Genomic DNA, 14,165 nt, shown 5'->3' on the forward strand with positions numbered 1-14,165 from the left:
CTGTTCCCCCCGCTCTGGTTCAGGCTGGGTCAGGCATCCACCGAGACGCGCTCGCGCACGGCTCGGGTCGCCTCGATGATGTTCCTCAGCGACGCGACGGTTTCGTCGTACCCGCGGGTCTTGAGCCCGCAGTCGGGGTTGATCCACACCTGGCGCTGTGGAATGCCTTCCAGCGCCCGCTCGATCAGCTCCGTCACCTCGGCGACCGACGGCACGCGCGGCGAGTGGATATCGTACACGCCGGGACCGATGCCGTGCTCGAAGCCGCTCGCCTTGATGTCGTCCACGACCTCCATGCGGCTGCGCGCCGCCTCGATGCTCGTGACGTCGGCATCCAGGTTGCGGATGGCGTCGATCACCACCCCGAACTCCGAGTAGCAGAGGTGCGTGTGGATCTGCGTCGCATCCGCGACACCGCTCGTGGCGAGGCGGAAGGATCCCACCGACCAGTCGAGGTAATCGGGCTGGTCAGCTGCCTTCAGCGGCAGCAGCTCGCGCAGCGCCGGCTCGTCGACCTGCACGATGCGGATGCCGGCAGCCTCGAGATCCGCGATCTCGTCGCGCAGCGCAAGCGCCACCTGACGCGCCGTCTCGCCCAGCGGCTGGTCGTCGCGCACGAACGACCACGCCAGGATCGTGACGGGCCCGGTGAGCATGCCCTTGACCGGCTTCTCGGTGAGCGACTGCGTGTAGGTCGACCAGTCGACCGTGATCGGCTTCGGCCGTTCGACGTCGCCCCACAGGATCGACGGACGCGTGCAGCGGCTTCCGTAGGACTGCACCCAGCCGTTCTGCGTGACCGCGAACCCGTCGAGGTTCTCGGCGAAGTACTGCACCATGTCGTTGCGCTCGGGCTCGCCGTGCACGATCACGTCGATGCCGATCTCCTCCTGGAGGTCGACGACGCGCTTGATCTCCGCCTGCATGAGGCCGAGGTACTCTGCCTCGGTGATCACGCCGTTCACGAACTGCGCGCGGGCGCGGCGGATGTCACCGGTCTGCGGGAACGATCCGATCGTGGTCGTCGGAAGCGGGGGCAGGCCGAGCGCGGCGTCCTGGGCGGTCAGGCGGTCCGCGTACTCTCCACGACGGAAGTCGGCATCGGTCAAGACCTCGGCACGCTGACGAACGGCACCGTCCCGGACGCCCGGTGCGACGCGGCGGTCGGCGAGCGCAGCCGATGCCTGTGCCAGCTCCTCCTGGATGGCCTCGTGTCCGTCGTCCAGCCCTCGCGCGAGCGTGGCGACCTGGGCGACCTTCTGGTCGGCGAACGCCAGCCACGACGTGAGGCGAGCGTCGAGGTTCGGCTCGTCCTCCACGTCGTGCGGCACGTGCAACAGCGACGTCGAGGTGGATGCCGCCAGGTTCGGCGACAGTGCGAGCAGCGACTCGAGCGTGCCGAAGGCCGCCTCCAGGTCACCGCGCCACACGTTGTGGCCGTCGATGACGCCGCCGACGATCGTCTTCGCGCGCAGTGCCGCCGTGGTCGCGGCATCCAGGGCTGTGGGGATGCCGCCGCGCACCAGGTCGAGGCCGATCGCCTCGACGCCCGTCGCCGCGAGCACTGGCAGGGCATCGTCGAGGCTGCCGTAGGGTGCCGCGACGTAGATGTTCGGGCGATCGGAGACGGATCCGAGACGGTCATACGCCTGACGCGCCGCGGCGAGCACGTCGGCACGCGCGTCGTCCAGGCTCTCGCTGACGAGCGCAGGCTCGTCGAGCTGCACCCACTGGGCTCCGGCATCCTTCAGAGAGGCGAGCAGCTCCTCGTACACGGACAGGAGGTCCGCGACACGGGACAGCGGCCGGAATCCCTCGGGAGCGTCATCCGCAGCCTTGCTGAGCGCGAGGAACGTGACCGGTCCGACGATGACCGGACGCGTGAGGTATCCGTCCGCGACGGCCTCGCGGAACTGGTCGACGATGCGGCTGGACGCCAGGCGGAAGTCCGTGTCCGGCCCGATCTCCGGAACCAGGTAGTGGTAGTTCGAGTCGAACCATTTCGTCATCTCGAGTGGAGCATCGTCGCCCACGCCGCGGGCGATCGTGAAGTAGCCGGCGAGATCGACCCGGCCCTCGGCATCCTGCAGCTCAGCGAAGCGAGACGGCACAGCGCCGACGGTCACGGCCGCATCGAGCACCTGGTCGTAGTAGCTGAAGGTCTCGGGAATGGAGGAGTCGCCTTTGCCGAGCCCCTGCTCGACGAGACGGGCTCGGGTCGCGCGACGCAGTTCGAGCGCGGTGGCCTCCAGCTCGTCGGCCGAGACGTTGCCGGCCCAAAAGGCCTCGACGGCCTTCTTGAGCTCACGACGGCGGCCGATGCGGGGGTAACCGGTGATCGTCCCGGTCGGGAACGCGGAGGTGGTCATGCTGGTTCCTTCTGATCTTGTGTGGAGTGGAGAAGTGCGTCCTGCGGCCGCGACCCGACTGCTGTCGTGTCGACGAGACCGCAGCGCTCGAGCACGGAGAGGGCCGTGCGCGGCCGCCCGAACGTGTAGAGATGGATGCCTGGCGCACCGCCTGCGACCAACCGCTCGGCCAGGCGCGCCGCGTAGTCGATGCCGATCTGGCGACGGCCCTCGTCCGTGGGCTCGACCTCGAGTCGGATGCCGAGCTCGCTGGGCAGATCCTCGCCGCTGAGCTCGAGCATGCGTCGCAGGACCGTGGGAGTCGTGGCCGGCATGAGACCGGGCAGGATCGGGAAGGTGACGCCGGCCGTGCGCGCCCGGTCAACGAACGCGAAATAGTCGTCGGCGTGGAAGAACATCTGCGTGATGGCCAGGTTCGCACCCGCGGCCTGCTTGGCAAGCAGAGTGTCGATGTCCTGGGACTTCGACCTCGATCGCGGATGCCCGTTGGGGAAAGCACCGACCGCGATGGTCACCTTCTCGCGCTTGCCGACGACGCTCGCGTGCGGAAGGCCGAGCAACGGGATCTCCCGGTACGGCGCACGTTCTGCCTGGATGCTGTGGATCAGCTGCACGAGTTCGGCCGCACTCTTCAGGTCGCCGAGTGGGGCGTCTGCTGGCGTGCCGATCGGCGGGTCGCCGCGGACCGCCAGGAACCGGGTCACACCGGCGTCGAGGAACTCGCGGATCATGCGGGCCGCTTGCTCGTGCGATGAGCCAATGCAGGTGAGATGCGCCATGACCGGCACGCTCGTGTCGCGCACGATGCGCCGCACCACGTCGAGGGAGGAGTCGTGCGACGATCCGCCGGCACCGTACGTCACGGCCATGAAGGCGGGTCCGGCCGATGCCAGCTGTCCGATGGTGTCAGGGAGCGCTCGTAGGGCTGCCTCGGTGCGGGGCGGGTAGAGCTCGAACGAGAACGGCGTGCCGGCAGGACACGGCGCGACGCCGTCGGGTGTCCCGTGTGCGCTCATTGCTGCTCCCGTGTTCGCGGATGTCCACGCGGCGGGAGTGATCGCCCGAATCGGCCTCACGCATCCGCACCGCATCAGCGGCAGACCGCACGATCATGCGGTCTGTGGGCGGGTGCCGGGCTCGGCTGTCGCACCTGTCGATCAGGCTCGCGGCCCGGCTCGACGAATTGTCGGGGTTCAGAGTACCAATCGAGAATGGGCGCCGATGACGTGTTACGCACGGCTACGCGGTACCGAGCTCTCTGACGAACCGAACGCGGCTCGTCAGAGAGGTCGACGTTCAGACGGCGACAGCGGCTCGGAAAGGCTCGAACACCGGCACGAACTCGGGCGCGATCTTCGCCGTCAGGCGCGTGCCGTCCTGCTCATACGACGTCTCGATGACCCGGCCCCGTTCGTGCAGCGCCGACACGAGGTCGCCCCTGTCGTAAGGGATGAGCACATCGATCTGCTCTGATCGGTCGGGCAGCAGCCGGGCAATGGCCGCGAGCACCTCGTCGATGCCGTCGCCCGTGCGACCAGACGCGAACACGGCGCTCGGCTCGAGTCCGCGGAGCTCGAGCCGGCGGTCGTCGTCGATGAGATCGGCCTTGTTGAACACGACGAGCTCGGGGATGTCCCGCGCCTCCACCTCGCCGATCACGTCGCGCACCGTAGCGAGCTGTGCCGCCGGATCCGGATGCGAGGCATCCACCACGTGAACGATCAGATCGGAATCCGCCACCTCCTCGAGCGTCGAACGGAACGCCTCGACGAGCTGGTGGGGCAGGTTGCGCACGAATCCCACGGTGTCGGACAGCGTGTACAGGCGGCCGTCGGCCGTGATGGAGCGGCGGACCGTTGCATCCAGCGTCGCGAACAGCGCGTTCTCGACGAGGACGCCGGCCTTCGTGATGCGGTTCAGCAGGCTGGATTTCCCGGCGTTCGTGTAGCCGGCGATCGCGACGGACGGCACGCTGTTGCGTCTGCGGTTCGCCCGCTTCGCCTCGCGTGCGGGCGTGAAGTCCTTGATCTGCCTGCGCAGCCTGGCCATCCGCGAGTGGATGCGCCGACGGTCGAGCTCGATCTTCGTCTCGCCAGGGCCACGGCTGCCCATTCCGGCTCCGCCGGTTCCGACCTGGCCACCGGCCTGACGGCTCATCGATTCACCCCAGCCGCGCAGTCGCGGGAGAAGGTACTCGAGCTGTGCGAGTTCGACCTGGGCCTTGCCTTCTCGGCTCTTCGCATGCTGGCTGAAGATGTCCAGGATGACGGCCGTGCGGTCGATCACCTTGACCTTGACGACATCCTCCAGCGCGCGCCTCTGGCTCGGCGCCAGCTCCGTGTCGGCGACGACGGTGTCCGCACCGAGTGCGCGCACCACATCGTGGAGTTCCTGTGCCTTGCCGCTGCCGAGATACGTGCTCGGATCCGGGTGCGGACGCCGTTGCAGCAGGCCATCGAGCACGACCGCGCCGGCCGTCTCGGCGAGTGCCGCCAGTTCACGGAGCGAGTTCTCGGCATCCGCGAGGGTTCCGCCGGAGTACACGCCGATCAGCACCACGTTCTCCAGGCGCAGCTGCCGGTACTCGACCTCGGTGACGTCTTCCAGCTCGGTGGAGAGTCCCGAGACGCGGCGCAGCGCTGCACGCTCTTCGCGGTCGAACTGCTCGCCGTCGGCATCGTGGCCGTCCGCGCGCGCGCCCTGCAGCGCTTGCGCGCTCCGGCCGAAGATCGCCGTCCGTGCTGATCCCTGCTCGGCGCGAGCGAGCACCCGCGCCACGACGTCGTCATGCACGGCCGTCGCCTGGCCTCCATCTCCGCTCGTCACGTCATCGTGAACTGCGTTGCTGCGTGCTGCATCGTCGCGCACGTCGTCCCGTTCGCTGTGGGTTTCGGTCATCGTGTGCTCCACCCTAGTTCTCCTCACTGACAGCTCCCCTGCCGCGCTGTCTGCTGCTCCATGCCTCCGGTACGGTCCTTGTATGGCCAGTGGCGAGCACTACTTCACGTCCCGTCCCGGCGGCGACGCCAAGCTGCATCCGCTGTCGGTCCGACTCGCGGGTCGCGACCTCCAGCTCACGACCGCCAGCGGCATCTTCAGCCCCAGCCACGTCGACATCGGTACCCAGGTGCTGCTTGCCGACGCCCCGGATGCTCCCCCCAGCGGCGATCTCCTCGACCTCGGCTGCGGCTGGGGTCCGATCGCCATCACGTTGGCACTCGAGTCACCGAACGCCACCGTATGGGCGGTGGACGTCAACGAACGCGCGCTCGATGTCGTGCGCCGCAACGCGGCATCCCTCGGCCTCCGCAATATCAACGCCGTGCTGCCTGACGATGTTCCCGACGACGTGGCCTTCCGTGCCATCTGGTCGAACCCGCCGATCCGCATCGGCAAGGCCGAGCTTCATGCCCTGCTGCTGCGCTGGCTCCCCCGACTCGACGACGACGCGGATGCCTGGCTCGTCGTTCAGCGCAACCTCGGCTCCGACTCCCTGCAGCGCTGGCTCGAAGCCGAACTCCCGGAGTCCCACACCGTCAGGCGTGCCTCATCGAGCAAGGGATTCCGCGTGCTCCACGTTCACGCCGGATCCCGAAGCGACCCAGAGGGCTGAGCCGAACGAGCCACGACGCCGGAGCTTCACCGTGCGCGCCGACGCCCACCTGTCTGCCGTGAGTGCGGCAGAGAGCTGCCGGCAACGAGATCGCGCGGCTCAGCCGATCGTGACCTCGCCGTCGTAGACCAGCTCGGCGGGACCGGAGAGCGAGACGTGCTCGCCGTCCTCGGCAGGGAACATCCGCACACCGAGGTTGCCGCCGGGAGTGATGACCTTCCAGTTGTCCGGTGCGCCGTCGCCCGCCCAGTAGCGCGTGGCGAGTGCTGCCGCCACGGTGCCGGTGCCGCAGGCGAGGGTCTCGCCGCTGCCACGCTCGTGCACGCGCATACGGATGCGGCCGACACCGTCCTCGATCAGCGGCTCGAGCGGCACCACGAACTCGACGTTCGCACCGTTGATCGGCTCGGGGTCGAGGATCGGAGTCGGGCCCAAGTCCAGGCGATCGAGCTCGTCGTCGTCGGCCAGCGCGACCACGACATGCGGGTTGCCAACGTCGATGCCGAGTCCGGGACGCGCCACGCCCAGCCCCTTCGCACGCACGAGCGGGTCATCGCCGGTCAACGTCCAGCGACCGAGGTCCACTTGGAATCCCCTGCCGCTCTGCTGCACCTCGCGCACGCCGGCACGCGTGCCGACGGGCAACGTCTGCCCTGGACGCAGGTCGGCGTAGCCGCCGTCGATCAGATAGCGAGTGAACACGCGGATGCCGTTGCCACACATCTCCGCCGGCGTCCCGTCAGCGTTGTGGTAATCCATGAACCACTCCGCCGTCGGGTCCTCCGACAGTGCCATCGAGCCCTCCGGGATCGCGGACGAGTGCACGGCACGGATCACGCCGTCGGCGCCGACCCCGAAGTGGCGGTCGCAGATCAACGCGATCTGCGCGGCCGTCAGGTCGATGGCGCCTTCCGGATCGGCGAACAGCACGAAGTCGTTGCCCGCCCCGTGGCCCTTGCTGAAGGAGAGTGTGGTCACCGCGCAAGCCTATCCAGTGCGGCGTCGGTCAACCGACCGCGCACATCCGCGGAGGCGGTCGCATCCTCGTGGTCGCTGCCGACGTCGCCATCCGCATCGAGCCATTCGAGCTCGGCGTATCGCTTGAACCACGACACCTGGCGCCGCGCGTATCGCCGAGTGAGCCGCTGGGTCTCGGCGATCGCCTCCGCCTGCGAGAGGTCGCCGCGCAGCTGCGCGATCGCCTGGGCGTATCCGATGGCGCGCGCGGCGGTCACACCCTGCTCGATGCCCCGGTCGAGGAGTCCGCGCACCTCCTCGAGAAGCCCGCTCTGCCACATGCGCTCGACCCGCGCATCCAACCGTTCGACGAGCTTCGGTCTCGGCACGTGCAGTCCGATCACCGTCGCGGGCGACCACAGCTCCGGTCTCTCCGGCAGGGCGGCCCCGTATCCCTGCTGTTGCAGCTCTGCCACCTCGAGCGCGCGGATGACGCGCCGAGGGTTCGCAGCGTCCACCCGCTCAGCCGTCACCGGGTCGAGCCGACGCAGTCGTTCCAGCAGCGGGGCGATGCCCGATGCGGGGGCCTCCGCCTCCAGACGCGCGCGCAGCTCGGGATCCCGCGCGGGGAACGCGAAGTCGTACAGCACGGATGACACGTACAGCCCCGACCCGCCGACGAGGATCGGCAGAGCGCCCCGCGCACGGATGCCCGCGATCGCCTCTCGCGCTCGCGGCTGGTACCACGCGACGGTCGCCTCCTCCGTCGAGTCGAGCACGTCGATCAGGTGATGCGCAATGCCGCCTCGCTCGGCGACCGGCAGCTTCGCAGTGCCGATGTCCATGCCGCGATACAGCTGCATCGCGTCGGCGCCCACGATCTCGGCGCGGATGCCGCGCTCCCCCAGCTTCGTCGCGACGTCGACAGCCAAGTCGCTCTTGCCAGTGCCCGTCGGTCCCACGATCGCCAGGATGCGACTGACGTCGACCTGGACCGCCGTCCGGTCTGACACTCCGGAAACGGCCCCTGATGACGAAGCCCCGGCGCCGTTCGTCGACCGGGACACGTCGCCGGCCATCGCACCGGCCGGACCGCTCACGCGGGTTCCGGCAGGATCACCGCTCGCCGTCGGCGAGGTCGTAGATCGGCGTTGTCGGACCCGCTGACGATCCCATGTCCAGTCTCGAACGCAGCGCGGGGAGTCCGAGGGACACCGGTCCCGCACCCTCTCCGGAGTGGGACGGCACGGCGCACGACTCCGTCTCCGCGAGGTCCCAGGCGTCGCCCGCACGAGTGCGGCGAACACGGAGCGCCTCACCGGGCGCTGCGTCGGCAAGGAGGTGGAACGGCGCGGCGTGGGTGATCCGCACGGTCACGACGTCGCCGGGCCTGGGAATCTCTGATCCGTCAGGGATCTCGAAGTGCACCAGGCGGCTGTCCTCGGCGCGACCGCTCATGCGGTGCGTCTCCGCGTCCTTCTTGCCCTCGCCGGTCGAGACGAGCACCTGCACCTCACGGCCGACCAGCTTCTCGTTCTCTTCGAGGCCGATGCGCTCCTGAAGGGCGATCAGACGCTCGTACCTGTCCTGAACGACCTCCTTCGGCACCTGGTCCGCCATGGTCGCCGCGGGGGTCCCGGGACGCGCGGAGTACTGGAACGTGAAGGCCGACGCGAAGCGCGCCTTCTCCACCACACGGAGCGTCTCCTGGAAGTCTTCCTCCGTCTCGCCGGGGAAGCCGACGATGATGTCGGTGCTGATTGCGGCATTCGGGATGCGTGCGCGCACGCGATCGAGGATCCCGAGGAACTTCTCCGACCGATAACTACGTCGCATGGCACGGAGGATGCGATCGGATCCGGACTGCAGCGGCATGTGCAGCTGAGGCATCACGGCGGGCGTCTCGGCCATGGCGTCGATCACGTCGTCCGTGAACGCTGCAGGGTGCGGAGAGGTGAAGCGGATGCGCTCCAGCCCCTCGATCTCGCCCGCCGCCCGCAGGAGCTTGCCGAACGCCTGGCGGTCGCCGAAGTCGACACCGTAGGAGTTGACGTTCTGCCCGAGCAGCGTGACCTCGACGGCCCCGTCATCGACCAAGGACTGGATCTCGGCGAGCACCTCCCCTGGACGTCTGTCGTTCTCCTTGCCGCGCAACGACGGCACGATGCAGAACGTGCAGGTGTTGTTGCAGCCGACCGAGATGGACACCCATCCGCTGTAGGTGGAGTCTCGCTTCGTCGGCAACGTCGACGGGAATGTCTCGAGCGCGTCGAGGATCTCGAGCTGAGCCTCATGGTTGTGGCGGGCTCGCTCCAGCAGGCGTGGCAACGATCCCATGTTGTGAGTGCCGAAAACGACGTCCACCCAGGGAGCCTTCTCCAGGATGACGTTCTTGTCCTTCTGCGCCAGGCAGCCGCCGACGGCGATCTGCATGCCGGCGTGCCGGCGCTTCACCGATGCCAGATGTCCGAGGTTGCCGTACAGCTTGTTGTCGGCGTTCTCGCGCACGGCGCAGGTGTTGATGACGACGATGTCGGCTTCGGCGCCCGCGGCCGGCACATAGCCCGCGGCCTCGAGCGACCCGCTCAGACGTTCGGAGTCGTGGACGTTCATCTGACAGCCGTACGTACGCACCTCGTAGGTGCGCACGTGGCCGTCCAGCTCGATCGCCGCATCGGACACGGCGATCGACGTGGGCGCCGAGCTGGGTCGGACGCGGTCGGCAATGCTCATAGTGCGGACCAGTCTACGTTCGCGGCCCGGCCCCTTGGTCCACACCCGATCGCGGCGGAATCGCGCACGTGGCCCGGTTCCGCAACAGCCCTCTCATCGCTTCCTGCGCTCCGAGTCGGACGATCGCGGACCAGGCCGAATCGGAGACGTGTTCCGCAAGACGCGCGGGCGACTCGGTGACGCGCAGGGAACGAACCGCGAGCGGAGAGAATCCGTCTCGGCGGGACGACGACCCCTTCACCGGAAGCGCACGCCCGAGCTGCTGGACGTCCCACGCGGATGGTCGGCCAGAGCAGTCCTCACCGCCGAACGGACGGCCTCGCCGTCGTAGCCCTTTCGTCCGAGATACCCGCTCAACCGACGCGCCGCGACCTCGTACTCGAGGCTCGTCAGCTGGCGTGCACGACCGACCGCCAGTTCGGTCGCACGCTCCAGCTCGTCCTCGCCGTCGAGCTCGGACATCGCCTCGGCGATGACGAAGTCGTCGAGGTGTCGACGCCGGAGCTCGAGCTCGATGGCCGCACGTCCCGAGCCTTTGCGAGCACGCATGGCGTACACGACGGACACCGCCAACGCCGCGTCGTCGACGAGTCCGATGCTCTCGAGACGATCGAGTTCCGCCGCGGCCGTCCGCTCGTCGACGTCCCGCTTGGCGAGGACCTGTTCGAGCTCCCAGCGCGACATGCCGCGTCGGGCGAGCTGATGGATCGCGACGTTGCCGGCGCGGGCGGTCTTCTTGTCCCGGGTCCCGCCCGTGTCGGTCCCGGCGCGTCCGGTGCCGGAGCGTCGTTGAGCGATTCCCGTTCGTGCTTCCGTTTCGTCGCGTTCCTGCACGGCTCGCACCCTGGCGAGGGCATCCTGTGCCGCTTCGCCGGGCTGCGCACCCGGCAGGTACGTGACGGGAGCGATTCCGTGCTCACGCTCCGGAGATCGACGAGGGTGACGCTCCGATCCGGACTCGGGACCGGCCGGTGGGAACTGGACGACCATGTCGGGACCCGGGTCAGGCGCCCTTGCGCTGGGCGATCTTCGGCTCGATCGACTCGACGTTCGAGGCGACCTCAATGCTCGCGTTCGGATCGGCGATGACGCCGAGCTTGACGAGGATCTTGTGCTCGATCTCCGCAGCGATGTCAGGGTTGGCGATCAGGAAGTTGCGCGAGTTCTCCTTGCCCTGGCCGAGCTGGTCGCCGTCGTATGTGTACCAGGCGCCGGACTTCTTCACGATGGCCTGCTCCACGCCGTAGTCGAGGAGGCTGCCTTCGCGCGAGATTCCCACGCCGTAGAGGATGTCGAACTCCGCCTGCTTGAAGGGCGGCGCCATCTTGTTCTTCACGACCTTGACACGGGTGCGGTTGCCGACGGCATCCGTGCCGTCCTTCAACGTCTCGATGCGACGGATGTCGAGACGCACCGAGGCGTAGAACTTCAGCGCCTTTCCGCCGGAGGTGGTCTCGGGGCTGCCGAAGAACACGCCTACCTTCTCGCGAAGCTGGTTGATGAAGATCATCGTGGTGTTCGTCTGGTTGAGCGCGCCCGTGAGCTTGCGCAGCGCCTGGGACATGAGGCGGGCCTGCAGGCCGACGTGGGAGTCGCCCATCTCGCCCTCGATCTCAGCGCGCGGGACCAGTGCCGCGACCGAGTCGATGACGATGAGATCGATCGAACCCGAGCGCACGAGCATGTCGGCGATCTCCAGCGCCTGCTCACCCGTGTCGGGCTGGGAGACCAGCAGCGAGTCGATGTCGACGCCGAGCTTCTTGGCGTATTCGGGATCGAGCGCATGCTCGGCGTCGATGAAGGCCGCGATGCCGCCGCCCTTCTGCGCGTTGGCGATGGCGTGCAGCGTCAGCGTCGTCTTACCCGACGACTCAGGACCGTAGATCTCGACGATGCGGCCCCTGGGAAGCCCTCCGATGCCGAGTGCCACGTCGAGGGCGATCGATCCGGTCGGAACGACCTCGACCGGCGCGCGCTCGTCGCTGCCCAGACGCATGACAGAGCCTTTGCCGAACTGGCGGTCGATCTGCGCCAGCGCGGTCTCGAGTGCCTTTTCGCGATCCGCTGGAGTGGGCATGTATGGCTTCCTTTCGCCGGGACAATCGTGGGGAAATCGCTGCTTCGTACCGTAGAAGGCACCGCCGACATCCGGATGTCTGCAGCCCGATCCGTGGAAAACTCGCTTCGAGTCGAGCTGTGGTCTCAGAGTACCAATACCCGAACATTCATTCGTATGTCGGTGGGCGTGTCGCGGGGTCGCATCCGAACAAGGGACGACGCGTCCCGGCGATGGGAGTCGATGTCAGCGGTGACGCGGCGCCGGAAGCCCGACGCCGTGACGGCGTTCGACGGGGACCTCCATCGCCTCGCACAGAGCCAGCCACACCTCGCGCTCCGATACACCTGCCGCAAGCGCCTGGTCTCCCGTTCGAACCCCGAGCCTGTCGATCACCAGATCGCGCAGCAGCGCCCTGCCGTACTGCTCGCCGAACTCGGCGGCGACGGCGCGCTGGAACTCGCTTGCTCGCATCCGGCCAGCCTAAGGCGCTCGTCCACCGCTCGCAGAACCGATGCCGGCCGAGGCTCGAGGGTCCGCTTTTCGCACTGAGCCTCGCGAAGTCGCCACGATCCCACAACGCCGCGACGGTCCTTAACGAGGAAACGCCCCGCGATGTGGGGCGTTTCCGTGTCGACTGTGCGACGGCGGCTCAACGAGCGACGAGGTCTGCGTCGAGCGCAGCCACGAACTCGTCGGGCACCGTGTCGGGGATGACCTGATCGATGCCCTCGAGCACCGCCAGTCGGTCACCGACCTCACGCATGATCACCGAGATCGGCGTGTCGAGAGCGTCCGCGACCGAGGCGAGGATCTCGCTCGACGCTTCCTTCTGACCACGCTCGACCTCGCTGAGGTATCCGAGCGCTACACTCGCTCGGCTCGCGACCTGACGAAGAGTGCGCCCCTTCTGCAGGCGGAAGTCCCGTAGCACGTCGCCGATTTCCTGACGTACAAGAATCATTGGAGCCTCCTTTTCTCTTCCTGCCACAACCTTCGAATCGAAGTCCTGATGCGTCAACGCTACGCGTATCCGGTCCGAAAACTCTAACCATCGATGTTGGGGTTTGGGTGTGAAGTACACACCCTGTAACGAAGTCGACACACCGACTATTCCGCGACGGTCCCGGCACCGCACGCAGCCGACAGGCGTCAGCCGACAGGCGTCAGCCGACAGGCGTCAGCCGACAGGCGTCAGCCGACAGGCGTCAGCCGACAGGCGTCAGCCGACAGGCGTCAGCCGACGTCAGCCGTCTCAGCGCCATCGAGGAATCGGTCGGCCAGCGCACGCACCGCGGCCGTGACGGTCTGGGTGCGAATCTTCGCACGGTCGCCGGTGAGATCCAGTTCGATGGAGTCGTCCCCGTCGTCCGACGAGATGCCGATGAACACCGTTCCCGGATCGCGTCCGCCCTGTCCGTCCGGACCCGCGACGCCCGTCGTCGCAACGCCGATGTCGGCGTCCCGGCCTGCTACCGCGAGCGCCGAGCGCACGCCGTGCGCCAACTGGCGCGCCACCTCGGGATGCACGGGTCCGTGCTCGACGAGCAGCACGGCATCCACTCCGACGATCGAGTGCTTGAGCTCGGTGGCGTACGCGACGACCCCGCCGAGCACGACGGCGGATGCTCCCGCCGGCCTGGTGAGTTCGGCCGTCAGCGCTCCCCCGGTCAGCGACTCCGCAACGGCGAGCGTCCGGCCTTGTGCGGTCAGCCTGGCGATCAGCTCGGCCGTGACATCCGCTCCGGAATCGATAGCGACGGACTCTGCTGCACCGGGATCTGCCGCACCGAACACGGCGGCACCGGACGCCGTCACGACGACGCCCCCACGTCACGTTTGCGCATCCGGTACGCCTCCCACAGGTAGTCGAGGCCGGACCAGACCGTGAGCACGAGCGCTGCACCCATGAGCACCCAGTTCACCCAGAAGATCCAGTCGCCGACGATCGTCCAGGTCGGTGCCAGGGCGAACGAGATGGCCACCGCCTGCACCACGGTCTTGAGCTTGCCGCCGCGGCCGGCCGGGACGACGTTGCCGCGACCGAGCTCGACCATGCGCCAGACGGTGATCCCCACCTCGCGCACGACGATGACGATCGTGACCCACCACCACAGCTCGCCCAGGATCGACAGGCAGACCAGGGCGCCGGAGGTGAGCAGCTTGTCGGCGATCGGATCGAGGATCTTGCCCAGGTCCGTGACGAGTCCGCGACGGCGCGCGATGGCGCCGTCCACACCATCAGTCGCGATCGCGAGGATGAAGAGCGCCGCGGCGATCCAGCGGAGGACCCCGTCGTGGCCTGCGTCGGCCAGGAGCAGCCAGAAGAGCACTGGCGCCAGCAGGATGCGCACGACGGTGATGAGGTTCGGCAGGTTGAAGTTGCCTGGTGCTGTCGGCGCAGCGGCCTGGCCGGGATCGGTCATGCTGCAAGCCT

Annotated in this window: 13 protein-coding genes; 1 reads left to right on the forward strand and 12 read right to left on the reverse strand. The window is 68.1% G+C overall.

Annotation, left to right across the window (positions count from 1 at the left end; translation table 11 throughout):
• Positions 1 to 29 precede the first annotated feature (29 nt).
• The 3 genes from metE to hflX form a co-directional block, all read right to left on the reverse strand.
• The gene (gene metE, locus ACX9R5_RS14325; RefSeq protein WP_459409723.1) at positions 30 to 2,369 is read right to left on the reverse strand and encodes a 5-methyltetrahydropteroyltriglutamate--homocysteine S-methyltransferase; all 2,340 of its coding nucleotides are present in this window, start codon (positions 2,367 to 2,369) and stop codon (positions 30 to 32) included.
• Positions 2,366 to 3,385, reverse strand: a complete 1,020-nt coding sequence (locus tag ACX9R5_RS14330) for a methylenetetrahydrofolate reductase (RefSeq protein ID WP_459409724.1) — start codon at positions 3,383 to 3,385, stop codon at positions 2,366 to 2,368. Before ACX9R5_RS14330 ends, metE begins: the two co-directional genes overlap by 4 nt.
• Positions 3,386 to 3,665: 280 nt before the next feature.
• Entirely contained in the window at positions 3,666 to 5,267 is a 1,602-nt protein-coding gene (gene hflX, locus ACX9R5_RS14335; protein ID WP_459409725.1) for a GTPase HflX, read from the reverse strand.
• Between the two features lie 82 nt (positions 5,268 to 5,349).
• Here hflX and ACX9R5_RS14340 point away from each other — a divergent pair, with 82 nt between their 5' ends.
• Positions 5,350 to 5,982 carry a class I SAM-dependent methyltransferase gene (locus ACX9R5_RS14340; protein WP_459409726.1) on the forward strand — a complete coding sequence of 211 codons (633 nt, stop codon included), beginning with the start codon at positions 5,350 to 5,352 and terminating at the stop codon, positions 5,980 to 5,982.
• Between the two features lie 99 nt (positions 5,983 to 6,081).
• Here ACX9R5_RS14340 and dapF read toward each other — a convergent pair whose 3' ends face one another.
• The 9 genes from dapF to pgsA form a co-directional block, all read right to left on the reverse strand.
• Complete coding sequence (dapF, locus tag ACX9R5_RS14345) at positions 6,082 to 6,960, reverse strand: diaminopimelate epimerase (protein WP_459409727.1); 879 nt, start codon at positions 6,958 to 6,960, stop codon at positions 6,082 to 6,084.
• Positions 6,957 to 7,952, reverse strand: a complete 996-nt coding sequence (miaA, locus tag ACX9R5_RS14350; protein ID WP_459409728.1) for a tRNA (adenosine(37)-N6)-dimethylallyltransferase MiaA — start codon at positions 7,950 to 7,952, stop codon at positions 6,957 to 6,959. The genes dapF and miaA overlap by 4 nt, the downstream gene beginning before the upstream one ends.
• Before the next feature lie 103 nt (positions 7,953 to 8,055).
• The gene (miaB, locus tag ACX9R5_RS14355; RefSeq protein WP_459409729.1) at positions 8,056 to 9,672 is read right to left on the reverse strand and encodes a tRNA (N6-isopentenyl adenosine(37)-C2)-methylthiotransferase MiaB; all 1,617 of its coding nucleotides are present in this window, start codon (positions 9,670 to 9,672) and stop codon (positions 8,056 to 8,058) included.
• Positions 9,673 to 9,909: 237 nt separating this feature from the next.
• Entirely contained in the window at positions 9,910 to 10,662 is a 753-nt protein-coding gene (locus tag ACX9R5_RS14360) for a regulatory protein RecX (protein WP_459409730.1), read from the reverse strand.
• Between the two features lie 13 nt (positions 10,663 to 10,675).
• Positions 10,676 to 11,749 carry a recombinase RecA gene (gene recA / locus ACX9R5_RS14365; RefSeq protein ID WP_459409731.1) on the reverse strand — a complete coding sequence of 358 codons (1,074 nt, stop codon included), beginning with the start codon at positions 11,747 to 11,749 and terminating at the stop codon, positions 10,676 to 10,678.
• A 225-nt stretch (positions 11,750 to 11,974) separates the two neighbouring features.
• Entirely contained in the window at positions 11,975 to 12,202 is a 228-nt protein-coding gene (locus ACX9R5_RS14370; RefSeq protein WP_459409732.1) for a DUF3046 domain-containing protein, read from the reverse strand.
• 178 nt (positions 12,203 to 12,380) lie between these two features.
• Entirely contained in the window at positions 12,381 to 12,692 is a 312-nt protein-coding gene (locus ACX9R5_RS14375; RefSeq protein WP_170026791.1) for a helix-turn-helix domain-containing protein, read from the reverse strand.
• 272 nt (positions 12,693 to 12,964) lie between these two features.
• On the reverse strand, positions 12,965 to 13,453 hold the full coding sequence (locus tag ACX9R5_RS14380; RefSeq protein WP_459410096.1) for a CinA family protein: 489 nt from the start codon (positions 13,451 to 13,453) through the stop codon (positions 12,965 to 12,967).
• 89 nt (positions 13,454 to 13,542) lie between these two features.
• Positions 13,543 to 14,154: a CDP-diacylglycerol--glycerol-3-phosphate 3-phosphatidyltransferase gene (gene pgsA / locus ACX9R5_RS14385; RefSeq protein ID WP_459409733.1), complete on the reverse strand. Its 612-nt coding sequence runs from the start codon at positions 14,152 to 14,154 to the stop codon at positions 13,543 to 13,545.
• Positions 14,155 to 14,165 lie beyond the last annotated feature (11 nt).

The organism is Rathayibacter sp. CAU 1779 (genome assembly GCF_054551755.1).

Excerpts from the sequence above, each read along its gene's own strand:
- metE (WP_459409723.1), bottom strand. The coding sequence starts at position 2,369 with ATGACCACCTCCGCGTTCCCGACCGGGACGATCACCGGTTACCCCCGC.
- ACX9R5_RS14330 (WP_459409724.1), bottom strand. The coding sequence starts at position 3,385 with ATGAGCGCACACGGGACACCCGACGGCGTCGCGCCGTGTCCTGCCGGC.
- hflX (WP_459409725.1), bottom strand. The coding sequence starts at position 5,267 with ATGACCGAAACCCACAGCGAACGGGACGACGTGCGCGACGATGCAGCA.
- ACX9R5_RS14340 (WP_459409726.1), top strand. The coding sequence starts at position 5,350 with ATGGCCAGTGGCGAGCACTACTTCACGTCCCGTCCCGGCGGCGACGCC.
- miaB (WP_459409729.1), bottom strand. The coding sequence starts at position 9,672 with ATGAGCATTGCCGACCGCGTCCGACCCAGCTCGGCGCCCACGTCGATC.
- ACX9R5_RS14360 (WP_459409730.1), bottom strand. The coding sequence starts at position 10,662 with ATGGTCGTCCAGTTCCCACCGGCCGGTCCCGAGTCCGGATCGGAGCGT.
- recA (WP_459409731.1), bottom strand. The coding sequence starts at position 11,749 with ATGCCCACTCCAGCGGATCGCGAAAAGGCACTCGAGACCGCGCTGGCG.
- ACX9R5_RS14370 (WP_459409732.1), bottom strand. The coding sequence starts at position 12,202 with ATGCGAGCAAGCGAGTTCCAGCGCGCCGTCGCCGCCGAGTTCGGCGAG.
- ACX9R5_RS14375 (WP_170026791.1), bottom strand. The coding sequence starts at position 12,692 with ATGATTCTTGTACGTCAGGAAATCGGCGACGTGCTACGGGACTTCCGC.
- pgsA (WP_459409733.1), bottom strand. The coding sequence starts at position 14,154 with ATGACCGATCCCGGCCAGGCCGCTGCGCCGACAGCACCAGGCAACTTC.